Here is a 26295-nt window from a genome sequence, read left to right as displayed (position 1 = left end):
CCTGCGCGGCTGAAAAGGGGAAAAAGGAAAAAGAGAGAAAAGAAATGGTAAGGGAATTAGTCGGTGGTGTAGTTATCGAAATAGCCCTGGATGTAGACGATGGGAGTACCCTTGTCGCCGCTGCCGGAGGTCAGGTCACAGAGGGAGCCGATGAGGTCCGTCAGGTTGCGGGGGGTGGTGCCCTCGGAGACCATGTTGCCTACCAGGGAGACCGAGGCGTCCTTCTGGCGAATCTTCTCGGAAATGGCCTGCTGCAGGGCCTCGCCGCTGAGGTCGGCAAAGTCCTTGTCGGCCAGGTACTTCAGCTTCAGCTCATTGGGGGTGCCCACCAAACCGCTGGTATAGCCGGGGGCGACAACGGGGTCCGCCAGCTCCCAGATCTTTCCGACGGGGTCCTTGAAGGCGCCGTCACCGTAGATCATGGCCTCGATATGCTTGCCGGTGCGCTGGGACAGAGCCTGACCCAGGGCCTCCGCCACGGCCATGGTGTCCCGGGGGAAGAGCTTCACGCGGCCGTCATCGGCTTTGTTGGAGCCCAGGAGGCCGTACTGGGGGTTATAGCCGCTGCCGTCCACGGAGGAGGTCAGCAGGTCATCCAGGCCCAGGACGCACTTAGCGCCGGCGGCCTTCAGCAGGCGCTTGGAGCGCTGGCGGGTGTGAATGTCGCAGCAGATGACGGTGTCGGTGTAGGGGAGGATGGACTGGACACGGTTGGAGAAAATGATCTCCGCCTGGGCGCCGGCCTCCTGAATGATACGCTGGTAATAGTCTACATAGTCAACGCCGGTGAAGGGATGGATCACGGAGCCGAAGTGGCTGCGGAACTGCTCCAGGGTCAGCACATCCCGGAAGGGATCTACGCCGGCCTCGTCCAGCTGGTCCATGCTGACCAGATGGTTGCCCACCTCATCGGAGGGCAGGCTGAGGAGCAGAACGATCTTCTCCGCGCCGGAGGCAATGCCGGAGAGCAGAAGGGAGAAACGGTTGCGGCTGAGAATGGGGAAGGTGATGCCCACGGTCTTGCCGCCGGTCTTGGCCCGGACATCCGCAGCGATCTGCCGGACGGTAGCGTAGTTACCCTGGCAGCGAGCCACCACGGACTCGGTGATGGCTACTACATCCTTGTCGCGGGGGGCAATGCCCTCCTCGGCCAAGGCGTTTGCAACGGTGTCGGCGGTTATGGAAACGACATCGTCACCCTGACGGAAAATGGGGGCGCGTACACCGCGTGCTACGGTACCGATGGTTCTGCTCATAGAGAAGTCTCCTTTACGGTAATGTTTTTTTCAAGCGGGTTATAGTATACCCTATCTGACGGCATAAGTGAAATATGAAATTATTATTTCAGAAATAAACAGAACTTATAACTAAGACAAGGACGGCCGGAGCCGTCCTTGCCGGAGGATGGGTATAAATACTCTGGGTCCGTTACTGGTCCCGGTGGCCGTAGTGGACATGGAGGTGGTCATGGCACCACTGGGGGCCGAAGTCCGAGAGCATGGCGGTGACCACGGGGTTCTTCTCGGCGCGCTTGAAGAGGGCGGAGGCATCGGCGGCATAGAGACCGTTGCCCCGTTCCTTTTTGGCGGCGGTGAGACCGTAGGGCTGCCCGGCACCGCCGACGCAGCCGCCTTGGCAGCTCATGACCTCCACCAGGTGGTAAAAACGCTTACCCGCCTCTATGTCGGCGATGAGCTCTTTGGCGTGGATCAGGCCGTTGACCACGGCGATCTTGATTTCGGTGCCGTCTACATCGTAGGTGACCTCCCGAATGGGCTCATCGCCCCGAATGCCGGAAACACGCACCTGACGCAGGGTGTTTTTGGACTTATCAGGCAGGCAGTGGCGCACCACCGACTCCGCCACGCCGCCGGTGACGCCATAGATCACCGCCGCACCGGAGCCCAGGCCGAAGGGAAGGTCCGGGGACTCCAGCTCCAGCTCGTCTAAGTGGATGCCCGTCTCCCGGATCATGTCCACCAGCTCCCGGGTGGTGAGGACCAGGTCCACATCCGGAGTGCCGTCATGGAAGAACTCATCCCGGGCGGCCTCCATCTTCTTGGCTGTGCAGGGCATGATGGCGATGTGGTAGGTGGTGCGGCCGTCGGAGGCGTCCTTTTCGGCATACTTGGCCTTGAGGACCGAGGCAAACATCTGCATGGGAGACTTGCAGGTGGAGATATTCTCGAGATACTTGGGGTCGTTCAGCTCCAGATACTTTACCCAGGCGGGGCAGCAGGAGGTGAACATGGGGAAGGGGCCGCCTGCCTTCAGACGCTGCAGGAACTCCTCCGCCTCGGAAATGGTGGTCATATCCGCGGCAAAGTTGGTGTCGTACACCTCGTCCACACCCATGATTTTCAGGGCGGAGACCACCCGGTCCAGGATATTCTCGCCGGGGGCATAGCCGAATTCCTCGCCGATGGCCACCCGGACGGCAGGGGCAATTTGCACCACCACACGCTTTTGGGGGTCGTGGATGGCCCGCCAGGCGGTGCCGATCTGATCATTGACGGTGATGGCGCCGGTGGTACACACGGCGGCACACTGACCGCAGCTGACGCACTTAGTCTCGCTGAGCTTCCTATCGAAGGCGGGCATCACCTGCAGCTCGCTGCCCCGGCCTGCAAAGTCCAGGATACCCTGGCCCTGCTTCTCCTCGCAGACCCGGACGCAGTCGCCGCAGAGAATGCACTTATTGGGGTCGCGGAAGATGGCGTAGCTGGTGTAGTCCATCTCATAGCGGGGGCGAGTGTCCGGGAAGCGGATATGGCGCACGCCGAAGCGCTGGGCCAGCTCCTGCAGGCGGCAGTTGCCGCTCTTGGCGCAGTTGGTACAGTTGCAGTCGTGGGAGGCCAGGAGCAGCTCCAGAATCATACGCCGATGCTTTAAGAGCTTCGCCGTATTGGTGCGAATAGACATACCGTCCCGGGGCTCCATGGAGCAGGAGGCCTCGATCTTGCCGGTTTTGGTGTCCTCCACCATGCACATACGGCACGCGCCGTAGATGCTCAGGTCGGAGTAATAGCAGAAGGTGGGAATGTCGATGCCCGCCTTGCGCACAACGGCCAGAACATTTTTCTCCCCGTCAAAGGGAACGCGGATGCCGTCGATAATCATAATTCCTTTTGCCATGGCTTAACCCTCCTCTTCGATGGCATCAATGGCCCCGAAGGGGCAGGCGCCCCAGCAGGCACCGCAGTGGATGCACTTTTCATTATCGATGACATACGGCGTGCGGGGGTGACCGGAAATGGCCTCCATGGGGCAGTTGCGGGCGCACTTGCCGCAGCCCTTGCACAGCTCCGCCTTGATTTCCAGACGACGCTTGCGGCCGTTGCACACGGGGCAGTGGTGGTCTACCACATGGTGCAGGTATTCCTCCCGGAAGTAGCGCAGGGTGCTGAGCACCGGCTTGCAGGCGCTCTGACCCAGGCCGCACAGGGCGGTGGTGGAGATGGTGTCGGAGAGACTCTCCAGCAGGTCCAGGTCCTCGGGGGAACCTTCGTTGACCACGATCCGGTCCAAAATCTCCAGCATACGCTTGGTGCCCTCCCGGCAGGGAACACACTTGCCGCAGGACTCATTCTGGGTGAAGTGCATGAAGAAACGGGCGGTCTCCACCATGCAGGTGTCCTCGTCCATGACCACCAGACCGCCGGAGCCTACGATGGCACCGACCTTCTTCAGGGAATCGAAGTCCAGGGGCAGGTCCAAATGCTCCTCGGTAAGGCAGCCCCCGGCGGGACCGCCGATCTGCACGGCCTTGAATTTTTTGCCGTTTTGGATGCCGCCGCCGATGTCGAAAATGATCTCCCGGAGGGTGGTACCCATGGGAACCTCCACCAGGCCCGTGTTTACCACATTGCCGGTGAGGGCGAAGGTCTTGGTGCCGGAGCTGGTGTCGGTGCCGATGGAGCGGTACCAGGCGGCACCTTTATTGAGAATACCGGGGACATTGGCAAAGGTCTCTACATTGTTGAGAACGGTGGGCTTGCCCCACAGGCCGTGGTCCACGGTGCGGGGAGGCTTGGTGCGGGGCATACCGCGCTTGCCCTCGATGGAGGCGGTAAGGGCGCTGCCCTCGCCGCAGACGAAGGCACCGGCACCCCGGTTGATGTGCATATGGAAGCTGAAGTCGGAGTCCATGATATTATCGCCCAGCAGGCCCAGACGGGTGGCCTTGTCAATGGCTACCTGCAGGCGCTCTACGGCCAGGGGATACTCGGCCCGGACATAGATATAGCCCTCGGTGGCTCCGGTGGCGACACCGGCAATCATCATGCCCTCGATAACGGAGTGGGGGTTACCCTCCATGATGGAGCGGTCCATAAAGGCGCCGGGGTCACCCTCATCGCCGTTGCAGACGATGTACTTCACATCGGAGACATTTCTGCGCACGCTCTCCCACTTGCGCCCGGCAGGGAAGCCGCCGCCGCCCCGGCCCCGGAGGCCGGAGTCGGAAATCTCCCGGCAGATGGCCTCGTCCGTCATGTCGAACAGGGCTTTTTCAAAGGCACGGTAGCCATCCTTGGCGATGTACTCCTCCAGATCCTCGGCATCGCTGGCACCGCAGCCCTTGAGCACCACCCGGTGCTGCTTTTTATAAAAGGGGATATCCTCCTGACGGGGGTAGGATACGCCGTTTTGGTGGTAGGTCAGGCGCTCGATGATTTCGCCGCCCAGAAGGGTGCGCTCCACGATCTCGTGGCAGTCCTCGGGCTTTACCCGGACATACATGACGCCCAGGGGCTCGATGTGGACCAGGCAGCCCATTTCGCAGAAGCCATGGCAGCCGCTCATTTTAATGTGGAGGCTCTTTTCCTCCTCGCCGTGGTGGGTGAGACCCACATAGATGCTGAGGCCCCGCTCCTGGCACTCGCTGCGGAGATTTTCATAGACCTTCATGGAGCCGCTGGCAATGCAGCCGGTACCAGCGCAGATAAGCACCGTCAGGGCGGACTTGCTGCGCGCTAAGGCGTCGGCAGCCTGGGCCTGCAGGGCGTGGAAGCCCTCTCGGGTCAGAACACTCATTTGGCAAGCTCCTCCTCTTTACGAATGGATTCCAGCAGAGCCAGGGCCGAGTCCGGGGTCATTTTGGCGTGGACCTCGCCGTCGATGGTCAGCACCGGGGACAGGCCGCAGGCACCCAGGCAGGCCACCGTCTCCAGGGTGAAAAGTCCGTCGGCGTCGGTCTTGCGCTTGCCGGTGAGCTGCATATAGTCGTGGATGGCGTCATAAATGGGCTGGGACTTGCGGACATGGCAGGCGGTGCCGTCGCACACGCGGATGATGTGCTTGCCCTTGGGCTCCAGAGAAAAATTTTCGTAAAAGGTGGCCACGCTGTAAACCTTGGCCGTGCTGATGCCCAGGCGCTGGGCAATGAGGGTCATGTCCTCCTGACTGAGATAGTTGAAGGCTGTCTGCGTGTCCTGCAAAATGGCAATCAACTGGCTGGGCTGCGCCCCATGGTCGGCGATGATCTCGCTGACCCGGGCAAGTCGCTGGTTCATGCTCATGATTTCCGTTCTCCTTGCTATACTAATCATCATTTCATTGCTGCCGCGCGAAAGATTGCGCGACAAGTGTATTTTAACATAGCAGGAGAAGATTGCAATAGTTTTAACAATCTTTTACCGGCGCAGGTATGACAAAAAATAGAGGGGGAAATTGTGCAAATCGATAGTTTGCAGGGCGGCCAAGGATTTTTCCGGTGAAAAACCGGGAGGAGACCTTGAGCGGGAAGGGATTCCGTGGTATACTCAGACGAAAAGACGAAAGGGGAGAGAAATATGGGCAGCGTGCATCAGGGGCACAGGGCCAGGCAGCGCAAGAAGCTGCTGGAGAACGGGCCCCGGGCCTTTGCGGACCACGAGCTACTGGAGATGCTGCTGTACTATGCCATTCCCCGACGGGATACCAACGAGCTGGCCCATAGGCTGCTGGAGCGATTTGGGTCGCTGCAGGGGGTGTTTTCCGCGCCGGTGGAGGAGCTGTCCACCGTGGAGGGCGTGGGAGAGAACGCGGCGGTGCTGCTGAGCCTGGTGCCGCAGATTTGGCAGCGGTCGCTGCAGGGGGCGCCGGAGCGCATCCTCAACTCTGTGGACAAGTGCGGGGAATACTTCGCGGAGCTGCTGTCGGGCAGTCGGCGGGAGATGCTGTGGCAGGTGTGCCTGGATGGAAAGGGTAAGGTGCTTTCCTCCCGATGCCTGGCCGAGGGGGATGTGAGCATGGCGGCGGTGAGCGTGCGGCAGGTGGTGGAGTATGCCCTGCGGGCCGGGGCGGTGGCCGTTGTGCTGGCCCATAACCATCCCAGCGGCGTGGCACTGCCGTCCCAGGAGGACTGCGCCACCACGAGGCTGATACGGGATGCGCTGCGGACCATGAATATTCAGCTGGTGGACCACATTATTGTGGCCGATGGGGACTATGTGAGCATGGCGGCCAGCGGGCTGCTTATATAACTGACGAAAACTGGCGAAAATTCCTGCGGAATTTTCCACCAAGGGGATTGCAGGCTGCTGCGCGCATAATTTTGTCGCAAGGCGGCAAACTCTGCGAGGCTTTTTATATTCGGATATGGGGAGCGCCGGGCCGGGAGGCCCGGCGCTTTTGCGGTGCGTAGGGGCGGGGCTCTCTTGCCCACCGTCGTGCCAACCGACTGACGGGCACTGTCGTACCCGCCAATCGGGGCACTTCCTCGAAACCGGCTTGCTTCATCCGCCACTGGCGGCGCTTCGCCGATTTCCCCTCCTGCGGGCGGGGTAGAACCCCGCCCCTACGGAGGGGTTACAAGGAGTGCGGTACGGCGGGCCGATGTGGGGAGCGAATCGAGCGCCGCCGGTGGCGGAAGCAGCGAAGTGAGCGAGTGGCCGCGGTCAAAATTTTAAGCGTTCGCCGTAAGGCAGCGCAAAAATTTTGGGCACCGCAACAGGATCATCGGCCCCTACGAAAGCGCAACAAGAAGTTCGGTAAATGGGCCGTCGGGGACGCCGGCCCCTACGGAATTCCTTGTAGGGGCGGACGACCCTGTCCGCCCGGGGCCCGATAACGCAACACCTTGTAGGGCAGGGCCCGTGTGCCCTGCCGTGGGCGCGGAAAAAGAAGAATCCCTCAGTCACGGCTTCGCCGCCCCCTTTAGGCAAGGGGGGCAAAGAGATACGGATTGCGAAACCAGTGACATCGGTCACTGGTTTCGCAATGACAGTTTTTTCATGGGAGTGGAGATATGAGAAAAGCCCTCCGGCGGGAGCCGGAGGGCTTGCTTTATAGAGGCTATTATTGCAGGAGCAGGAGGCTGAAAACCAGGGTAAACAGGGCCACCGTTTCGATAATACCGATGACGATGAAGTAGTTGGCAGTGCCCTTGCCGGTTTCACCCAAGGCGTCGGCGGAGGCGGCGGCAACCTTGCCCTGGAAGAAGGCAGACAGGCCGATGGCCAATCCTGCGAAGATGCCCGTGAACATGGCCAGAGCCGCGTCACAGCCGCCCTCTACGGCGCTGCGGATAAAGTTCATCAGCAGGAAGCCGTAGATGGTCTGGGTCAGGGGGGCACCGGAGAAGGCCACCATGATGAAGGGGGCGGGCTTACCGTTGGCGTAGCACTTTTTCCACGCGCCTACGGAGGCCTGTGCGGCGAAGCCGGAACCGAATGCAGAGCCCATGGCGGACAGGCCCAGTGCGCAAGCCATACCAATAAATTCGATACTCATAATTGATCTCCTATCCGTTTATTTTTTTAGTTTGTCTTGTTTTTTGAAGGGATCGTAAGCGATTCCGGCCCATTCCATACCAAGCTGACCGGAAAACTCCAACAGGTTCAGCCGAACGCCGTGGACCACCACGGAGAGCAGTCCCATGACGATATTCAGCCCGTGGCCGATGAGCAGGATCAGCACCGCAGCCACCACCAGGGGGCCCTTGAAGCCGAAGGCCATGTTGTTGAAGCTCTGGGCGATGGCCAGAGAGGCCATACCCACGGCAAACAGACGAATGTAGCTCATAATGTTGCCGAAGGCGCTGATGGTATTGAGAAACACCGTAAAGGCATTTCCCAGGCCTGCCTTGAGGCCCTGACCGAAGCTCTTATCCGGGGACATACCCCCGAAAAGCACCACCAGCAGGAACCCGGCGATGACCACCGCGGCCACCACGGGGAGATTGGCCTGCTGGCCGATGACCAGGTACAAAACCACGAAATACAAGGCGTCGATGGCCGCCAGCCAGCCCAGGTCTGCCAGCCAGCTCAGGTCCTTCTCCGTCAGCTTGCGGCGGATATTCATGACGCAGGCCAGGGAGAGCTGCACCGTGCCCAGGATGAAGCAGAACTTCATAATGGCATTTTGCTGGGCGGTGGTGGAGACATCGAAATACGCCGGGTAGTTGGCAAAGCCGGGGATCACCAGCTTTTTAAGCAGCGGCACCTCCATGGCCTGCTCCAGGCCGAACCAGGTGCCGGTGAGGGAGCCCCATATAACCGTGGCAATGGACAGCACCCACAGAAGCTGGACGGCGCTGGACTTGCCCTTGCCCTTTAGCGTGAGCACCAGGGCCAGGAGCAGAAACAGGCAGCCGTAGCCCGCGTCGCCGATGATCATAGCAAAAAACAGGGTGAAAAAGCCCAGGAACCAGAAGGAAATATCGTACTCCCGGTAGCCGGGGACGGTGCCGAGAATATCGAACACCGGGATCATCAGCTTGGTGATCTTGTTATACTTGACCTTGGTGGGGACGCGGTCATCATCTGCGTCCGGGTCCTCCAGGGCCCACGCCCAATGGGCCTGAGCAGCGGCCGCCTTGAACTCCTCCACCTGGGCGGCGGGCAGGTAGCCCCGGAGCCACAGGAGCCCGTCCTGGGTCTGGGAGGAGTTGCTGACGGCGGAGTATTCGGCGGCATTTTGGGTTTTGAGCATTTGATCTCGGATGCTGGGCAGGTGCCGGGCGGCCTGGGTGAGAAATTCCTCGCACTCGGCAAGGCCCCGGTCACAGTATTCCTGCTCCAGCTCCAGCTCCGCCAGACCCTTTTCCGGGAGGGGAAACTCCGTGGCGGAATACGAGTCCGGCAGGGGAGCGAAGGTGGCCAGGGTGGGCATTTTACCCACAGAGGCCAGACGCACAAAGGAAATGTCGGGGTCGGCGGTAAGGGCCGCCAGGGTCTTTTTATCCGTGCGGTAAATGTGGACCTCCCAGCCCCGGGAGCGCAGCTCCTCTACCTCGGCGGGGGAGAAGCGGCCCCACTCGGCCAGCTTTTCCGCAGCCGCATGGGCGGCGGTGCGCTTTTCCTGCAAGGCTTTTTTTCGATCCAGGCAGGCGGAGAGCTTCTGAAAGAAGGACTCAAATTCCTCGTCGGACAGCAGGGCCTCCTCCGGCTGGGCGGGATACTCCTGCAGGGCTGCGGTCATGCGGCTCAAGGCGGCGAAGCGCTCCGGATACCGGGGGTCTGAGGCGGCCTTTTCGGAGAAATGGACGATACCCAGAGCCCGCAGACGGGTGAGCATATCGGCCTTTTCCGGCACGGTGGTCACAATGTGGACCACCTTCATTTTCTCAATCATCGGCTCACCTCCTGCAGCTTCTTTTTGGCAATTTTGCCCCGGACTACGGCGGAGGTCTGCTGGTCACCCAGGTAGATGCCGATGACACGGATGTTCTCCTTGGCCTCGGGGATCTTCACCTTTTCAAAGAGGTTCACCCGCTGGGCGGTGGAAAGAAGCTCCTTTTGCAGCAGCTCCATCTGCCGGCGCAGGGTCTTGGCCAGGGCGTCCAGCCGGGCAATCTCCCGGAGACGGACGGCGGCGGTATCCACCCAGAGGGGATAGTCCGCTACCTCATAGCGGATGTCCTCGAATTGCAGATCCCGGAACACCGGCACGGTAACACCGGCGATGTTCTCCTGACCGCACTCCACATGGCTGGGACGCACCAGGTTCTCCAGACGCTTATCCGGGGGGAAGGCGTCGTTCTCCGCGAAAACGGCCACCCAATCGTCCAGCCCGTCCACGGCGGCACGGTACTCCCGCTCCACCTGCTCCAGCTGGGCGGTGATCTGCATCACCACGGACTGAAGCTGCTGCTTTTTCAGTTGCAGGGTGGGCAGGTAGCGCTGAAACTGCTTCAGGCGGTCCTTCTGCACCTTCAGCTCGTTTTTTGTGAGTTTAACAGCCATAGGCGCCCCCTTACTCTGCGGCGGAGGGCTTGGGCCATCTCTCCTGAATGAGACTGGATTTCAGGCCCGTTTCATTGGGCTCAAAGCACTGGGCCAAAATCTCCCAGCCCAGGTCCAGCGCCTCCTCCAGGGGGATATTCACACGCAGGTCCATCAGCTTGGTCTCAAAGAGGTGGCCGTATTTCAGCAGCTTTTCGTCCCACTCGGACATCATAAAGCCCATGGACTTTTTCTCCAGGCTCTCTCTGTAGGCGCTGTACAGGCGGATCATGCCGTCCATCAGGGCCCGGTGGTCGCTGCGGGTCTTGTCGTTGACATTCTGCTTCAGACGGGACAGGGAGCCGAAGGGCTCGATGTGGCCGTTTTTCAGGTAATACTGGCCCTCGGTGATATAGCCGGTGTTATCGGGCACCGGGTGGGTGACATCGTCGCCGGGCATGGTGGTAACGGCCAGGATGGTAATGGAGCCGGCATCGCCGAAGTCCACGGCCTTTTCATAGCGGGAGGCCAGGCAGCTATAGAGGTCGCCGGGATAGCCGCGGTTGGAGGGCACCTGCTCCATGGTGATGGCCATTTCCTTCTGGGCATCGGCGTAGTTGGTCATATCCGTCAGCAGGACCAGGACGCGCTTGCCGCTGAGAGCGAACTGCTCGGCCACGGCCAGGGCCATATCCGGCACCAGGGTACACTCCACGGTGGGGTCGGAGGCGGTGTGGACAAACATCACCGTGCGGCCCATGGCACCGCTCTTTTCCAGAGTGTCCCGGAAGAACAGGTAGTCGTCGTACTTCAGGCCCATGCCGCCCAGGACGATGATGTCCACCTGGGCCTGCATGGCGATGCGGGAGAGAAGCTGGTTGTACGGCTCGCCGGAGACGGAGAAAATGGGCAGCTTCTGGCTCTCCACCAGAGTGTTGAACACATCGATCATGGGAATGCCGGTGCGGATCATCTTGTCGGGGACGATACGCTTGGAGGGGTTCACGGAGGGGCCGCCGATGGAGATCATGTTCTCCGTCAGGGCCGGGCCGTTATCCCGGGGGACACCGGCGCCGTCGAAGATGCGGCCTAAGAGATGGTCGGAGAAGGAGACCATCATGGGGCGGCCCAAAAATCGCACGGAGTCGGTGGTGCTGACGCCCTGGGTGCCGCTGAACACCTGAAGGGTCACCAGGTCCTTATCCAGCTTGATGACATTGGCGTAGCTCTCCCCCACCAGGGCCAGGTCGCCCAGGCGGACATCGGAGGCACGGACGGTGACGACATTGCCCACGATGGACTCAATTTTCGTATAAACTTTCTGCATCATGGTTCACCTCTCAATCCAGCGCCTTGCTCAGGTAGAAATCCTTGAGCCGCTGCTCCTGGGCCTGGAACTCGGGGGTCTCGAACTGGGTGTTGTGCCAGTCCAAAAACTCCTGGCGGACCTGGTTGAAGAAGGCGCGGATCTCTTTTTTGTCGCTGAGGTCGAAGCGGCGGGTCAGGACATCGTAGAGCACGGCAAACTCGTGTCTCTGCCGGTCGGGGCCACAGGCCGCGTCGATGGGGTCGAAGGAGTTTTGCTGCAGGTACACGGCGTCCAGCAGCTCGCCCTTTTGGTAGATGATATAGTCCTCGGCGGAGGTGCCCTCCTCACCGATGACCTTCATCATTTGATTGATCTCGTTGCTGCGGCGGAGGATGGCCCGGGCCTGCTCCACACGCGCGCCGTCCACCACGCCCGTGTACTTAGACCAGGAGTCAATGGGGTGGATGGCGGGGTATTTACGGGCGTCGGAGCGCTCACGGGAAAGGCCGTGGAAGGCGCCCACCACCTTCAGCGTTGCCTGGGTCACGGGCTCTTCAAAGTTGCCGCCGGCGGGGGAAACGGTGCCGCCGATGGTGACGGAGGCGATCTTCCCGTCCTTCAGACGGACCTTGCCGGCCCGCTCATAGAAGGAGGCGATGACGGACTCCAGATAGGCGGGGAAGGCTTCCTCGCCGGGGATCTCCTCCAGACGGCCGCTCATTTCACGCATGGCCTGGGCCCAGCGGCTGGTGGAGTCGGCCAAAAGCAGCACATCCAGTCCCATTTGACGGTAATACTCGGCCATGGTCACGGCGGTGTACACCGAAGCCTCTCGGGCGGCTACGGGCATGGAGGAGGTATTGCAGATGATGATGGTGCGCTCCATAAGGGAGCGGCCCGTGCGGGGGTCCACCAGCTCGGGGAACTCCGTAAGCACCTCCACCACCTCGCCGGCCCGCTCACCGCAGGCGGCCACGATGACGATGTCTACATCGGCGTTCTTGGCCTCCATGTGCTGCAGGACGGTCTTGCCGGCGCCGAAGGGACCGGGCACGCAGAAGGTGCCGCCCTTGGCCACGGGGAGGAAGGTGTCGATGCAGCGGAGCTGGGTCACCAGGGTCTCATCCGGGCGCAGACGCTCCTCGTAGCAGCGGATGGGCTGCTTTACGGGCCAGGAAAAGACCATGGTCAGCTCTTTTTCCTCGCCGCTCCCGTTTTCCAGCACCGCCACGGTGTCGCGGACATTATAAACGCCCTTTTCCCGGACGGACTTGACCTTCCAGTCGTCTCCCTTGAGGCCGAAGGGCACCATGATCAGGTGGGTGAACAGGCCCTCGGGCACGCTGCCCACCGCATCACCGGCGGAGACGGAGTCACCGGGCTTTACCCGGGGGGTGAACTCCCAATCCTTATTGGGGATGGGGTCCAGGTACACGCCCCGCTGCAGGAAGAAGCCGCACTTTTCGGCAAGCTGGGGCAGGGGGTTTTGCAGGCCGTCGTACACCTGGGTCAGCAGGCCCGGACCCAGCTCTACGCTCATCAGCTCCCCGGAGAGCTCCACCGGATCACCTACCCGGATGCCGCCCGTCATTTCATAAATCTGCATACTGGCTGTGTCGCCGTTGACGCGGATGACCTCGCCCTTGAGCCGGTCATCGCCCACCAGGACATAGCCCACTTCATTTTTGCGCACGGAGCCGGAAAAGCTGGCCGATACCAGATTTCCGTTGACCCCGGTCACATATCCTGTCACTTTGTCCATTTTGATTCTCCTGTTTCGTTATAGGCTGGGGATCTGCTGACGGATGTGGGCGGCCAGGCCGTCGAAGGCCCGCTTGCCCGCCTCTCGCCGGAACAGACGCTGCCGCTCCAGTAGCTGCAGCTTCATGGCGTAGCCATAGAGGGCGTGGTCGTCGAAATTGTGCAGGCCGATCATGCCGTCTAACCGGCGAAACTCCAGGTCCAGCAGAATTTGCTCCCCCTCTAAGGGGTTTTCGGCGTTGACCGCCTCCGACACCGCCCGGACGATGCCCGGGTCCCGGTTGTAGGGCGCGGGACAGGGGCGGCCCAGCTTCACGCTGCGCTGGTAGGTCAGCTCCCGGGAAAGGGACTGATAGAACTCGGCCCACTGGGAAAGGAAGGGGCCGTGGTCGGCGCTGACCGTGAGGGTGGCCAGAGTCTCATAGACCCCGGGGCTCACCGCTGTGCGGCACTGGCGCAGAAACTCGGCGTAGTCCATGGGCGGCTCGCCTCGGGTGCGCAGCATGGGGAGGCTGGAGATGAGATAGTAATAGGAAGCCACGCAGGCACCCCCTTACAGGCGTGTGTCCCGGAAGAAGGGGTCGAGCATCCGGGCGATCTCCTCCTGAGAGCAGTCGAAATAGCCGGAGCCGTCCTTGGCGGCCAGGCGGAACCCGGCCCCCACCTTCTTAGACGGGCGAATTTCCAGCCCCGCCTCCAGCTCCCGGGCAAGCTCGGCACGGATGCCGTCGGTGACCTGGGAGACCTCGGCGGCATAGGCGGCGGGGTCCTCCCCCCGGAGGGCGGCGCGAATGAGGTCGGCCAGGGCCTTTTCATCCAGCGCTTTGCTTATATCGGAGGCCAGCAGCTTTTCAAACTCCTTCTGCACCGCCTGGCTGAAGGCCAGAACGGCGTCGCGCTTGGCCTGCTGGGCACTGAGCAGGGCACTGCTCTTAAACACCTCGGCGTCGTCCCGGGCATCCTGGCGCAGCTTGTCCGCCTCTTTCCGGGCCTCGGCCAGAAGGGCGTCAGCCTGCTTTTTAGCATCGGTCAGGATGACGGCGGCCTCTTTATTGGCGCTGTCGATGCCGTCTTTTTTGATGGAAGAAACAAGATCCTGAATTTGCAGTTCCATAAGTTATCACCTTCTTGTATAGATTGGTCGATGGCTTGCGTTTGCCAAATGTGTACATGCTTGCTATTATAATGTTTCCCCAAAAAATATGCAATTACTTTTTGCGAATTTTTTATACGAATTACAGATAACAGGCAGGGGCATATCTTATAGGGAAACATAAAGAGAAAAAGACGAACATTTGTTTTCAATTTCTTATTTACATATTTTATAATTGCTGTATAATAGTAAGATACCATACCATCGATTGACAAGCGTGTTTGTCCTTGTTAATCGATGGTACTATTAAGGCTATTACGGGAGAATACCATGCCAGAATTCAAAGTTGTATCTGAATATACCCCCTCCGGCGACCAGCCCCAGGCCATTGAGAAGCTGGCGGCGGGGCTGGAGGCGGGGCTGCGCCAGCAGGTGCTGCTGGGCGTCACCGGCAGCGGCAAGACCTACACCATGGCCAAGGTCATCGAAAAGGTCCAGCGGCCTACCCTGGTGCTGGCCCACAACAAGACCTTGGCGGCCCAGCTTTGCGAGGAGTTCCGGGAGTTTTTCCCGGAGAATGCGGTGGAGTATTTCGTCTCCTACTACGACTACTACCAGCCGGAGGCGTACATCGCCCACACGGACACCTTTATTGAAAAGGACGCATCCATCAACGCCGAGATCGAGCGGCTGCGCCACAGCGCCACGGCGGCTCTCTTTGAGCGGCGGGATGTGATCGTGGTGGCCTCGGTGTCGTGCATTTACGGTCTGGGCGACCCTATTGACTATGCCAACATGGTCATCTCCCTGCGCCGGGGGAAGGAGTACCCCCGGGACCAGCTGCTGCGCAAGCTGGTGGAAATTCGCTATGAGCGCAACGATGTGGCCTTTGAGCGGAATATGTTCCGGGTCCGGGGGGACACGGTGGAGATTTATCCGGTGTATGCCAACGGATACGCCATCCGGGTGGAGTTCTTCGGGGATGAGGTGGACCGCATCAGCGAGTTTAACCCCGTTACCGGTCAGGCCCAGCGAATCATTGACCATGTGGCCATTTACCCCGCCAGCCACTATGTGACCACCAAGGAGAAAATGGCCCGGGCTACGGAGGAAATCGAGCGGGAGCTGGCGGAGCGGAAGAAGTTTTTCGAGGACAACGGCAAGCTGGTGGAGGCCCAGCGCATTGACCAGCGGACCCGGTACGATGTGGAGATGATGCGGGAGCTGGGCTACTGCACGGGCATTGAGAATTACAGCCGGGTCATCTCCGGCCGGGAGCCGGGCTCGCCGCCTATGACGCTGCTGGACTACTTTCCGGAGGACTTCGTGCTGTTTGTGGACGAGAGCCATGTTACCCTGCCCCAGGTGCGGGCCATGTATAACGGCGACCGGGCCCGGAAGGAGAGCCTGGTGAACTATGGGTTCCGGCTGCCCTGCGCGTTTGATAACCGACCCCTTAAATTCGAGGAGTTTGAGGAGCGGTTTCGCCAGGTGGTGCTGGTTTCGGCCACACCGGGAGACTACGAAAGAAACGGCGCAGACCAGATCGTGGAGCAGGTGATCCGGCCCACGGGCCTGCTGGACCCCCGGGTGGAGGTGCGGCCCGTTACCGGGCAGATCGACGACCTGGTGGCAGAGATACGGGTCCGGGCGGACCGGGACGAGCGGGTGCTGGTGACGACCCTTACCAAGCGCATGGCCGAGGACCTGACAGAGCACATGAAGGGCCTGGGCCTGCGGGTGCGGTATATGCACTCGGACATCGCCACCATTGAGCGAATGGAGCTGATACGGGACCTGCGGCTGGGCGAATTCGATGTGTTGGTGGGCATTAACCTGCTGCGGGAGGGCCTGGACCTGCCGGAGGTGTCCATGGTGGCCATTCTGGATGCGGATAAGGAGGGCTTTTTGCGCAGCGAGACCAGCCTCATTCAGACCATCGGCCGGGCGGCCCGAAATGCCGAGGGGCTGGTGGTGCTGTATGCGGACACCGTTACCCCGTCTATGAAGGCGGCTATTACGGAGACGGAGCGCCGCCGGAAAAAGCAGGACGAGTACAACAAGGCCCACGGTATCGTGCCGAAAACCATTCGCAAGAGCGTGCGAAAGGTGCTGGAGATCTCCCACTCGGCGGAGGAGGAGAATAAGAAGGCCCGCCGCAAGCTGACGGAGGCGGAGCGGGAGGAGACCATTCGCCGCCTGGAGAAGGAAATGAAGGAAGCCAGCAAGATGCTGGAGTTTGAATACGCCGCATTGCTCCGCGACCAAATCATTGAGCTGCGGGGTCAGAAATAAAGGACCTGGCGAAAAATCTTCGATTTTTCTGCCAAAAAGATTGCAGTCTGCTGCGCGCATAATTTTGCCGCAAGCGGCAAAATTCTACACTTGCAGCCTGAGCGGTATTTTTCCCCACGCACATGTCGCGGTGAAAAATGATCCCAATTTTTTGCCGCCTGCGGGCGGCAAACTCTGCGAGGCTTTTTAGGTACGCTTATAAAGAAAGAGAGAAACTATGCAGCACATACCGACTATGGACATACGCACGCTGGGGGACATCGGCTTTGACGGGCAGCTCCGGCGGGCTCTGGAGCCCAGCCAGGAATACGATGTGGAGAAATGGCTGTTCGTGCCGAACACCTACACGGAGTACCGATATATTTTGGGGACCCGGGGGGAAAACCCCCTGATCTGCATCGGCATCAACCCCTCCACCGCCCGACCCGGGGCCCTGGACCCCACCCTCAAGAGCGTGGAGCGGATCGCCCTGGGGAACGGATTTGATTCCTTTATCATGTTCAATGTATACGCTCAGCGGGCTACCTCGCCGGATGACATGGAGTGGGTCTTGAATGACGAGCTGCACCGGGAAAATATGCGGGCCTTTGACTACATTCTGTCCCTTTCGGAGCGGCCCACGGTGTGGGCGGCCTGGGGGACCGTCATCGAAAAGCGGGACTACCTTTGGGACTGCCTGCAGGAGATGATTGCCATTGGCCAGGAGCATGGGGCCCGGTGGGTGAAGTGCGGACGGGTTTCGGCGGCGGGACATCCCCACCATCCGCTGTATCTGCGTGCGGACAGCCGGATCGAGGACTTTCCGGTGGAGGAATATGCGGCCCGGCGGCCGGCTGCAAAGAAAAGTAGAAAACGCGGAGGCGTTTTATGAAAAAAAGCATTTCGTACATATTTATCTTGCTCAGCGGTATTTGCTGGGGCTGCATAGGGCTGTCTAACCGCATGCTGACCCAGATGGGCATGGGTCTGGGAAACCGGGTGTTCGTGCGTAACTTCGGAACGCTGGTGGTGCTGACGGTGGTATTCGGCCTGCTGCACCGGGAGGTATTTCGCATTAAGCTAAGGCACCTGCCTATTTTCCTGGGGTCGGGGCTGGTGAGCATTTTGCTTTTAAGCATTGTGTATTTCCAGTGTCAGACCCTATGCTCCCTGTCGGTGGCGGCGATCCTGCTCTACCTGGCGCCGTCGTTTGTGGTGCTTATCTCGGCGGTGCTGTGGAAAACGCCCCTCACGGGGCGGAAGCTGGCGGCCCTGGGCATTTCGCTGGTGGGCTGCGTGCTGGTCAGCGGCGTTTTGGGCGGGGGCGCTACAGCCTCCCTGCCGGGCATCGCCCTGGGGGTGGCCTCGGGACTGTGCTATGCCAGCTACACGGTGTTCGCCCACTACGGCATGGCCCACTACAGCAGCTACACCATGATCTACTGGACCTTTTTGGTGGCAGGGCTGGGGTCGGTGCTTTTGGCGGACTTTTCGGCCTTGGGGCCGATTTTGCGGCAGCCTAAGGGGGCGCTGGGGTGCGTGCTGGTGATAGTGCTGTCCACGGCGCTGCCGTATTACCTGTATACCAAGGGCCTGGAGGGCGTGGAGAGCGGCCGGGCGTCCATCATCACCAACATCGAGCCGGTGGTGGAGTCGCTGATGGGCGTGGTGGTGTTTCACGAGAGGATGACCGGGTGGATGATCCTGGGCGTTGCGTGTGTGCTGGGCGCGGTGATGCTGCTGGCAAGCGGAAAGGAAGCGGATGGAGCGAAGCAGAGGGCTTGACGGCGGGGCGCTGAAGGGTATCGCGGCGGCGCTGATGCTCACGGACCATGTGGGGGCGATCCTGCTGCCGGAGGTGCTGGCCTTGCGGTGCGTGGGGCGGCTGGCGTTTCCCATTTTCGCGTTTTTTATCGCCGAGGGCTACGCCCATACCCGGGATTTTGGGAGATATTTCCGGCGGCTGGCAATTTTGGCGGTGGTGTCGGAGCTACCGTTTAACTTGGAAAACGGGGTGGTTTTCGACCCGGCGCGGCAAAATGTGCTGTTCACTTTTTGCCTGGCGCTGCTAATGCTCCGGGGACTGGAGGCACTGGGCCGGGAGCGGGGCTTCGGACGCTGGGCGGGCTGCGGATTGGTGCTGGCGGCGGGCTTTGCCGCCGGGGAGCTGCTAAGGACAGACTACGGCGGCTGGGGCGTGGTGACCGTGGCGCTGCTGTACCTTTGCCGGGACGGAAGGCTTGCGCGGCTGTGGCTGCTTCTGGCTATGGCGGCGGTGAACGGACTGGGCATGGGGAGCCTGACCATGCCGGTTTTCGGCGGGGAGATGCCTATACAGATCTTCGCCGTGGCGGCGCTGCCGGTGATTTGGCTTTATAACGGGCAGGCGGGGCCGAAGGGCCTGCGCCGGGCATTTTATGTGTTTTATCCGGCCCATTTGCTGGTGCTGGAGGGAATTCGGACCTTGACATAAGGAGGAGCATTATGGCAAAGAATAAAGAGGAAAAAACCAATGTGATGCGCACCTTGGAGCAGAAGAAGATCGCCTACACGGCAAAGACCTATCCCCACGGAGAGGGGGACGCCATCGACGGAGTCAGCGTGGCAAGGGCCGTGGGGCTGGAGCCGGAGATGGTGTTTAAGACCCTGGTGTGCAAGGGCGCGTCCGGGGGATACTATGTGTTTGACATCCCCGTGGAGGAGAACCTGGACCTGAAGAAGGCGGCCCGGGCCGTGGGGGAGAAGTCCGTTGCCATGCTGCCCCAGAAGGAGCTGCTGCCGCTTACGGGCTATGTACACGGCGGGTGCAGCCCGGTGGGAATGAAAAAGCAGTTTCCCACGGTGTTTCACGAGACGGCGGAGAGCCTTTCCCAGGTGGCGGTTTCGGCGGGAAAGATCGGATACCAGGTGGTGTGCGACCCCAAGGACCTGATGGCGCTGCTGCGGGCCGGGACGGCGGACCTTATTGTGGAGTGAAAGAGGAGAACGGATTGCCACGGGCGCAGAGCGCCCTCGCAATGACACCGTTACAAGATGCGTGTGGAGCGGGCGGACAGAGTCGTCCGCCCCTACGGATGGGTTACAAGGGGCACGGTAGGCGGGCCGATGTAGGCATCGGCCCCTACGGAAGGTTACAAGGAGCTCGGTGGGGCGGGCGACCGCGAGGGTCGCCCCTACGGATGGGAACATGCGGGTATGAGTTTGGGGACCAACGGAGGAATGGATATGAAAAAGTGCGGATATTGTGGGAAAGAAGTTAAGGGTGAGCTGGATTTTTGCAGCGATGGGTGCGAGAAAAGCTATAAGGATGAAAATGAGAAGGATGAACGCAGAATCAAGTATTTTGCGGGCGGTATAGTCTTAGGCCTATTGGTCATTGCGGTCAGCGCGTTTACAAAGAGCGTTTTTATGGTGGGAATCGGCGTTATAATAATGGGGATTGTTGTGTTTTTACTGCCGTTTACCACGCCGGAGACCATTGCTTTTTTGGGGTACAAAAGGGCAAAGACCGCAGGCAGAATAGCAGGTATAGTATTGATAGCAGTCGGAATATGGGTAGGACTCATTTGAGCCGAGAGCCTATATCTTTTTCAGCGCAAAGGAGAAACCATGCAGGATCATATTTTTGTTAAGGGCGCACGGGAGAATAATCTCAAGAATATTGATGTGACCATTCCCCGGGACAAGCTGGTGGTGATGACGGGGCTTTCCGGCAGCGGCAAGTCCTCCCTGGCCTTTGACACTATTTATGCCGAGGGACAGCGGCGGTATGTGGAGAGCCTGTCCAGCTATGCCCGGATGTTTTTGGGGCAGATGGATAAGCCCGATGTGGACTACATCGACGGGCTTTCCCCGGCGATTTCCATTGACCAAAAGACCACCAGCAAGAATCCCCGGTCCACCGTGGGTACGGTGACGGAGATTTACGACTATTTCCGGCTGCTGTGGGCCCGGGTGGGCGTGCCCCACTGCCCTAAGTGCGGCAAGGAGATACGCCAGCAGACGGTGGACCAGATCATCGACCAGATTCTGGCTCTGCCCGAGGGGACCCGCATCCAGGTGCTGGCCCCGGTGGTGCGGGGACGCAAGGGGGAGCACACCAAGGTGCTGGAGGACGCCCGGCGGGGCGGCTTTTCCCGGGTAAGGGTGGACGGACACCTCTACGAGCTGACGGAAGAAATCCCCCTGGAGAAGAACAAAAAGCACACGGTGGAGATCGTGGTGGACCGGCTCATTGTCCGGCCCGACATCCGCCAGCGGCTGACGGACTCCGTGGAGACGGCGGCGGGGCAGAGCGGAGGACTGGTGACGGTGAACCTCCTGCGGGAGGAGCGGGATCTGCAATTTTCCCAGAACTATGCCTGCGACGACTGCGGCATCTCCATTGAGGAGCTGACGCCCCGGATGTTCTCCTTTAACAGCCCCTTTGGCGCCTGCCCCACCTGCATGGGCCTGGGGATGCAGCTGAAGGCGGACCCAGCGCTGATTATACCGGACGAAAACCTGTCCATTTTGGACGGGGCGGTGGTGGCCAGCGGGTGGAACTCCATCCGCTCCGACGGCATCAGCCGGATGTATTTTGAGGCCCTGGCGAAAAAATATCACTTTGACCTGCGGACACCGGTGAAGAATTTATCTCCGGAGGTGAAGAAGGTCATTTTCTACGGCACCGGGGAGGAGAAGCTGGAGCTGCACTACGACCAGCCCCGGGGCAAGGGCGTGCTGCACCAGGCCTTTGAGGGCCTGGCCAACAATGTGGAGCGGCGTTACCGGGACACCCAGAGCGACGCCAGCCGCAAGGAGCTGGAGGAGTACATGGGCGAGTGTCCCTGCCCGGCCTGCCAGGGGCAGCGGCTGCGGCCGGAGGCCCTGGCGGTGACGGTGGGGGATATGTCCATCTACCGGGTAACGGACCTGTCTGTGGACCGGGCCATCGAGTTTTTTGACGGGCTGGTTTTGACGGAGACCCAGCAGATCATCGCGGCGCAGATATTGAAGGAGATACGGTCCCGGCTGCGGTTTTTGCAGTCGGTGGGACTGGGATACCTGACCCTCTCCCGGTCCAGCGGGACCCTCTCCGGCGGCGAGAGCCAGCGGATAAGGCTGGCCACACAGATCGGCAGCAGCCTTATGGGGGTGCTGTATATTTTGGATGAGCCGTCCATCGGACTGCACCAGCGGGATAACGACAAGCTGCTCTCTACCCTGCGGAATCTCCGGGACTTGGGCAACACCCTCATTGTGGTGGAGCACGACGAGGACACCATGCGCGCGGCGGACTACCTCATCGACATCGGCCCCGGAGCGGGCAGCAATGGGGGCCGGGTGGTGGCCGCCGGGACCCCGGAGGAGGTCATGGCGAATCCGGATTCCCTGACGGGACAGTATCTGTCCGGGAAGCGGTCTATCCCGGTGCCATCGGTGCGGCGAAAGGGCAACGGGCACAACCTCATTGTATACGGGGCTGCGGAGCATAATCTGAAAGATATTGATGTTTCTATTCCTCTGGGGACCTTCACCTGCGTGACGGGGGTCTCCGGCAGCGGGAAAAGCTCCCTGGTCAATGAAATTCTCTATAAAAAGCTGGGGGTGGAGCTGAACCGTATGAAGGCCCATCCCGGAAAGCACAAGAAAATTACAGGCATGGAGTATCTGGACAAGGTGGTGGGCATCGACCAGAGCCCCATCGGGCGGACGCCCCGGTCTAACCCCGCCACCTATACCAATCTGTTCAACGAAATCCGGAATCTCTTTGCCTCCACCCAGGAGGCCAAGGCCCGGGGCTACGGGCCGGGGCGATTCTCCTTTAACACCAAGGGGGGTCGGTGCGAGGCCTGCTGCGGCGACGGTCTGCTGAAGATCGAGATGCACTTTTTGTCGGATGTATATGTGCCCTGCGAGGTATGCCACGGCAAGCGCTACAACCGGGAGACCCTGGAGGTGCGCTACAAGGGGAAAAACATCTCCCAGGTACTAGACATGACCGTGGAGGAGGCACTGCCGTTTTTCGCGGCCCTGCCGAGGATCGCGGAGAAGCTGCAGACGCTGATGGATGTGGGCTTGGGCTATGTGAAGCTGGGCCAGTCCTCCACCACCCTCTCCGGCGGAGAGGCCCAGCGGGTGAAGCTGGCCACGGAGCTTTCCCGGCGGTCCACGGGCAGTACCTTCTACATCTTAGATGAGCCCACCACGGGCCTCCATGCGGAGGATGTGAAGAAGCTGCTGGAGGTTTTGCAGCGGCTGGTGGACGGAGGAAATACGGTGCTGGTCATCGAGCATAACCTGGATGTGATCAAGTCCGCGGACTGGCTCATCGACCTGGGCCCCGAGGGGGGCGTAGGCGGCGGCGAGATCGTGGCGGTGGGCACACCGGAGGAGGTGGCCCGGTGCGAAAAGTCCTATACCGGGCAATACCTGAAAAAGGTGCTGGAGAAATGACCCCATTGCCTTCGCCTGGCATACACTGGTGTGAGGTGATGACGGTGGACTGGATGGGAAACGGCGTGCTGGCGTTTTTAGCGGCGGTGGGCATTGCGGCCCTGGTGTGGCTGGTGACGGGGGTACTCCTGCGCAGACGGCCTCCGGAGGTGCCGGCGGTGCTGGTGCTGCCTGCCTGCGGCGGCGCAGAGGCCCTGGAGGGCTGGGTCCGGGCACTGCTGGAGGTGCGGGCCCAGCTGGGGCGATCGGCGGAAATTGCCGTGGTGGACTGCGGCCTCACGGCAGAGGGAGCGCGGCGGGTGCAGCTGCTGGCGCAGCGGTTTGATAAAATCATGGTGCTGGACCGGGGTGAGCTGGACCGGATCATAGAGTAGAGAGGATAAGCCATGGGTGAGCGATGCACAGTGGAGGGAACCGTACAGTCGGTGGTCTTCCAGAATGAGGAAAACGGGTACACGGTGCTCTCCCTGCTGACGGAGCAGGGAGAGGTGGTGACGGTGGTGGGGTGCATCCCCTATGCCGCCCCCGGCGAGGGAATGACCGTTACGGGGGTGTGGATCACCCACCCGCTGTACGGGCCCCAGATCACCTGCGAGCAGGTGGAGCGGCGTATGCCCCGGGAGGAAGAGGAGATCGTCAGCTATCTGGCCTCCGGCATCCTCAAGGGGGTGGGACAGGCCACGGCGGAGCGGCTGGTGGAGCGATTCGGTACGGACACGCTCCGGGTGCTGGAGGAGGAGCCGGAGCGACTCAGCCAAATAAAGGGCATTACAGCCAAAAAGGCCATGGAACTATCCAAGGCATTTCGGGAATTGACGGGCCTGCGGCGGACCATGGAGTTTATGGCCCGGTATGACCTGCCGGTGCATCTGGCGGTGCAGGCCCATAGGGTCTATGGGGCCCAGGCCCTGCAAAGGCTCCGGGAGGACCCGTATCTGCTCGCCGGGCAGAGCTTCGGGGTGGAATTTTCCCGGGCGGACGAGATGGCCCTGAGCATGGGCTTTGACGGCGACAGCCCCTGCCGCACCCAGGCGGCGCTGCTGTATGAATTGCAGCACAACCAGGGAAACGGCCATGTGTTTTTGCCCCGGGAAAAGCTCCTGTGGGCGGCGGCACAGCTGATCGGTCTGCCGCCGGACCGGGTGGAGATGTGCCTGGATACCATGGTGGAGCAGGGAGCCATCCGCCAGGAGCAGGTGGCGGGTGTCCTGGGTTGCTACACCCCGGAGCTATATGAGGCGGAGTGCTTTGTGGCAAATAAGCTGCTGAGCATGCTGCGCTTCCCCTATGGAAAGGTCCGGGGCGTGGACGGTGTCATTGAGGAAATGGAAATGACCCAGGGTATCCGCTATGCGCCGCTGCAAAGGGAGGCGGTGACCCTTGCGGCCCGGTCCGGGGTGCTGCTGCTCACCGGCGGACCCGGCACGGGTAAGACTACGGCGACCCGGGCCATTGTGCATTTGTTTGAAAAAATGGGACTGGACATTCTGCTCCTGGCCCCTACGGGACGGGCGGCCAAGCGAATGGGAGAGCTGTGTGAGCGGGAGGCTCAGACCATCCACCGGTGTCTGGGCATGAGCTACAACGACCTGACGGGCCGGGTGACCTACAAAAAAGGGGAGAGCGACCCCCTGGAGGCGGAGGCCGTGCTGGTGGACGAGATGAGCATGGTGGACCTGCCGCTGATGCAGGCGCTGCTCTCGGCTCTGCGGCCCGGATGCAGGCTGGTGATGATCGGCGACGCGGATCAGCTGCCCTCGGTGGGGGCGGGGAATGTGTTCAGCGATCTCATTCGCAGCGGACGGGTTCCTTTGGTTGCCCTGAAAGAGGTTTTCCGTCAGGCGGACAAGTCCTATATTATTCGCAACGCCCACCTGGTCAACGGCGGCATCGGGCCGGACCTGAAAACCAACCAAGGGGACTTTTTCTTCCTGTGCCGCCGGGTGCCGGAGCGAATGGTGAGCACGGTGGTGGAGCTGTGCAAGACCCGGCTGCCGGAAAAAATGGGCATTGCCCCGGAGGACATCCAGGTGCTGACCCCCACCCGCAGGGGCGAGTGCGGCACGGTGCAGCTGAACCGCTGCCTCCAGGCGGCGCTGAACCCGCCGTCCCGGACAAAGAACGAAAAGCAGTTCGGCGACCTCATTTTCCGGGAGGGCGACCGGGTGATGCAGACCAAAAACAACTACGATGTGCTGTGGGAAAAGGACGACGGCACCATGGGCACCGGTATCTTTAACGGCGATGTGGGCACTGTGGAGGAGATAGACCCCTCTGGGGAGCTGATGACCCTGCGGTTTGACGACCGCACCGTGGGCTACACCGCGGACATGCTGAATCAGCTGGACATGGCCTACGCCATTACGGTACATAAGGCCCAAGGCAGCGAATACAAGGCGGTGATCCTGCTGGCAGCTCCGGCGGCGCCGGGACTGCTGGTGCGGGGGGTGCTGTACACGGCTATGACCCGGGCCCGGGAGCTGCTGATTATGGTAGGAGACGACACCATTCCCGGACAGATGGCGGAAAACGACCGCCGCACGCGCCGGTACAGCGGCCTGCGGCGGAGACTGAAAGAGGGAGGAACGGAAGCGTGAGCATAACAGACTTGAACGAGGCCTTAGACAAGGCGGAGCGGGGTATACTGAACTTTTTCCTGCCGCGGCGGTGCCCCTTTTGCGGGGCGGTGACGGGGAAGGACCTGCTGTGTGATAAGTGTGAAAAATCCCTGCCCTATACCGGAGAGCGGGCGGTGGAGGAGGCGGGCTTTGCCCGGTGCGCCGCGCCCCTCTACTATGACGGTTCGGTGCGAAAGGCCATTCTGGATTTCAAATTCGGGCGGAAAATGGGGGCCGTGTCCTGCTTCGGACAGATGATGGCCCAGTGCGCGGCGGAGAATTTTTCCGGCGAATTTGACGCCGTTACCTGGGTGCCGGTGAGCAAAAAACGGCTTAAAAAGCGGGGCTTTGACCAGGCCCGCTATCTGGCTGCGTCCCTGTGCGTGGACTGGCACACGGAGCCCCTGGAGACCCTGCGCAAGGTGGTGGACAACCCCGCCCAGTCGGGCATGGAGAGCCACGAGGAGCGCCGGGCCAATGTGCTGGGCGTATACGAGCCGGTGCAGCCGGAGCGGTTCGCGGGGAAGCGGCTGCTGCTCATTGATGACATCCGCACCACCGGAGCCACCCTGGCCGAGTGCGTACGGGTGCTGAAGGAGGCCGGGGCCAAGGAGGTGCTGTGCCTGACTCTGGCGGCTGCGGAGGAAAAGAAGTAAG

Annotated in this window: 22 protein-coding genes; 11 read left to right on the top strand and 11 right to left on the bottom strand. The window is 60.9% G+C overall.

The genetic code is table 11. The features are described from left to right. Positions 1 to 56: 56 nt before the first annotated feature. The 4 genes from KI236_RS05720 to KI236_RS05705 form a co-directional block, all read right to left on the bottom strand. Positions 57 to 1256 (bottom strand): coenzyme F420-0:L-glutamate ligase, encoded by a 1200-nt coding sequence (locus tag KI236_RS05720; RefSeq protein WP_212820079.1) that lies wholly within the window; start codon positions 1254 to 1256, stop codon positions 57 to 59. Between the two features lie 172 nt (positions 1257 to 1428). Then, positions 1429 to 3135 carry a [FeFe] hydrogenase, group A gene (locus KI236_RS05715; RefSeq protein WP_212820077.1) on the bottom strand — a complete coding sequence of 569 codons (1707 nt, stop codon included), beginning with the start codon at positions 3133 to 3135 and terminating at the stop codon, positions 1429 to 1431. 3 nt (positions 3136 to 3138) lie between these two features. Continuing rightward, positions 3139 to 5034, bottom strand: coding sequence for an NADH-quinone oxidoreductase subunit NuoF (locus KI236_RS05710; RefSeq protein WP_212820075.1), 1896 nt, complete (start codon positions 5032 to 5034; stop codon positions 3139 to 3141). After that, entirely contained in the window at positions 5031 to 5519 is a 489-nt protein-coding gene (locus tag KI236_RS05705; protein ID WP_212820073.1) for an NADH-quinone oxidoreductase subunit NuoE family protein, read from the bottom strand. The genes KI236_RS05710 and KI236_RS05705 overlap by 4 nt, the downstream gene beginning before the upstream one ends. Before the next feature lie 273 nt (positions 5520 to 5792). Between KI236_RS05705 and radC the strand changes: the two genes are divergently transcribed. Continuing rightward, on the top strand, positions 5793 to 6464 hold the full coding sequence (gene radC / locus KI236_RS05700; protein WP_212820071.1) for a RadC family protein: 672 nt from the start codon (positions 5793 to 5795) through the stop codon (positions 6462 to 6464). Between the two features lie 814 nt (positions 6465 to 7278). Here radC and KI236_RS05695 read toward each other — a convergent pair. Genes KI236_RS05695 through KI236_RS05665 form a run of 7 tightly spaced genes read right to left on the bottom strand, consistent with a single transcriptional unit; the run spans position 7279 to position 14329 of the window. Then, positions 7279 to 7713, bottom strand: coding sequence for a V-type ATP synthase subunit K (locus KI236_RS05695; RefSeq protein WP_212820069.1), 435 nt, complete (start codon positions 7711 to 7713; stop codon positions 7279 to 7281). Positions 7714 to 7731: 18 nt separating this feature from the next. Continuing rightward, on the bottom strand, positions 7732 to 9555 hold the full coding sequence (locus KI236_RS05690; protein WP_212820067.1) for a V-type ATP synthase subunit I: 1824 nt from the start codon (positions 9553 to 9555) through the stop codon (positions 7732 to 7734). Beyond that, entirely contained in the window at positions 9552 to 10166 is a 615-nt protein-coding gene (locus KI236_RS05685) for a V-type ATP synthase subunit D (RefSeq protein ID WP_212820065.1), read from the bottom strand. The genes KI236_RS05690 and KI236_RS05685 overlap by 4 nt, the downstream gene beginning before the upstream one ends. Positions 10167 to 10176: 10 nt before the next feature. Then, complete coding sequence (locus KI236_RS05680) at positions 10177 to 11475, bottom strand: V-type ATP synthase subunit B (protein WP_228738092.1); 1299 nt, start codon at positions 11473 to 11475, stop codon at positions 10177 to 10179. Positions 11476 to 11485: 10 nt separating this feature from the next. Further along, positions 11486 to 13216 (bottom strand): V-type ATP synthase subunit A, encoded by a 1731-nt coding sequence (locus tag KI236_RS05675; protein WP_212820063.1) that lies wholly within the window; start codon positions 13214 to 13216, stop codon positions 11486 to 11488. Positions 13217 to 13234: 18 nt separating this feature from the next. Further along, positions 13235 to 13756: a hypothetical protein gene (locus KI236_RS05670; RefSeq protein WP_212820061.1), complete on the bottom strand. Its 522-nt coding sequence runs from the start codon at positions 13754 to 13756 to the stop codon at positions 13235 to 13237. A 12-nt stretch (positions 13757 to 13768) separates the two neighbouring features. Beyond that, positions 13769 to 14329 (bottom strand): HrpE/YscL family type III secretion apparatus protein, encoded by a 561-nt coding sequence (locus tag KI236_RS05665; RefSeq protein ID WP_212820059.1) that lies wholly within the window; start codon positions 14327 to 14329, stop codon positions 13769 to 13771. Between the two features lie 309 nt (positions 14330 to 14638). Here KI236_RS05665 and uvrB point away from each other — a divergent pair, with 309 nt between their 5' ends. The 10 genes from uvrB (at position 14639) to KI236_RS05615 (ending at position 26294) form a co-directional block, all read left to right on the top strand. Then, positions 14639 to 16603 (top strand): excinuclease ABC subunit UvrB, encoded by a 1965-nt coding sequence (gene uvrB / locus KI236_RS05660; RefSeq protein ID WP_212820057.1) that lies wholly within the window; start codon positions 14639 to 14641, stop codon positions 16601 to 16603. Between the two features lie 217 nt (positions 16604 to 16820). Beyond that, positions 16821 to 17474 (top strand): DUF1643 domain-containing protein, encoded by a 654-nt coding sequence (locus KI236_RS05655; RefSeq protein WP_228738091.1) that lies wholly within the window; start codon positions 16821 to 16823, stop codon positions 17472 to 17474. Then, positions 17471 to 18367, top strand: coding sequence for a DMT family transporter (locus KI236_RS05650; protein ID WP_212820055.1), 897 nt, complete (start codon positions 17471 to 17473; stop codon positions 18365 to 18367). The genes KI236_RS05655 and KI236_RS05650 overlap by 4 nt, the downstream gene beginning before the upstream one ends. Continuing rightward, positions 18345 to 19055 (top strand): TraX family protein, encoded by a 711-nt coding sequence (locus KI236_RS05645; RefSeq protein WP_212820053.1) that lies wholly within the window; start codon positions 18345 to 18347, stop codon positions 19053 to 19055. The genes KI236_RS05650 and KI236_RS05645 overlap by 23 nt, the downstream gene beginning before the upstream one ends. A gap of 11 nt (positions 19056 to 19066) precedes the next feature. Next, a complete protein-coding gene (gene ybaK / locus KI236_RS05640; protein WP_212820051.1) occupies positions 19067 to 19558 on the top strand; it encodes a Cys-tRNA(Pro) deacylase in 492 nt (163 codons plus the stop codon). A gap of 249 nt (positions 19559 to 19807) precedes the next feature. Further along, positions 19808 to 20152: a DUF2116 family Zn-ribbon domain-containing protein gene (locus KI236_RS05635; RefSeq protein ID WP_212820049.1), complete on the top strand. Its 345-nt coding sequence runs from the start codon at positions 19808 to 19810 to the stop codon at positions 20150 to 20152. A 39-nt stretch (positions 20153 to 20191) separates the two neighbouring features. After that, entirely contained in the window at positions 20192 to 23020 is a 2829-nt protein-coding gene (uvrA, locus tag KI236_RS05630; protein ID WP_212820047.1) for an excinuclease ABC subunit UvrA, read from the top strand. Further along, positions 23017 to 23394 carry a hypothetical protein gene (locus KI236_RS05625; RefSeq protein ID WP_212820045.1) on the top strand — a complete coding sequence of 126 codons (378 nt, stop codon included), beginning with the start codon at positions 23017 to 23019 and terminating at the stop codon, positions 23392 to 23394. Before uvrA ends, KI236_RS05625 begins: the two co-directional genes overlap by 4 nt. 12 nt (positions 23395 to 23406) lie before the next feature. Next, entirely contained in the window at positions 23407 to 25617 is a 2211-nt protein-coding gene (gene recD2, locus KI236_RS05620; RefSeq protein ID WP_212820043.1) for an SF1B family DNA helicase RecD2, read from the top strand. Then, complete coding sequence (locus KI236_RS05615; protein ID WP_212820041.1) at positions 25614 to 26294, top strand: ComF family protein; 681 nt, start codon at positions 25614 to 25616, stop codon at positions 26292 to 26294. Before recD2 ends, KI236_RS05615 begins: the two co-directional genes overlap by 4 nt. Position 26295: the final 1 nt, after the last annotated feature.

The organism is Vescimonas fastidiosa, from assembly GCF_018326305.1.
Classification (GTDB): domain Bacteria; phylum Bacillota; class Clostridia; order Oscillospirales; family Oscillospiraceae; genus Vescimonas; species Vescimonas fastidiosa.
Note: the sequence above shows the minus strand (reverse complement) of the source record. Positions and strands in the feature narration are given on the sequence as shown.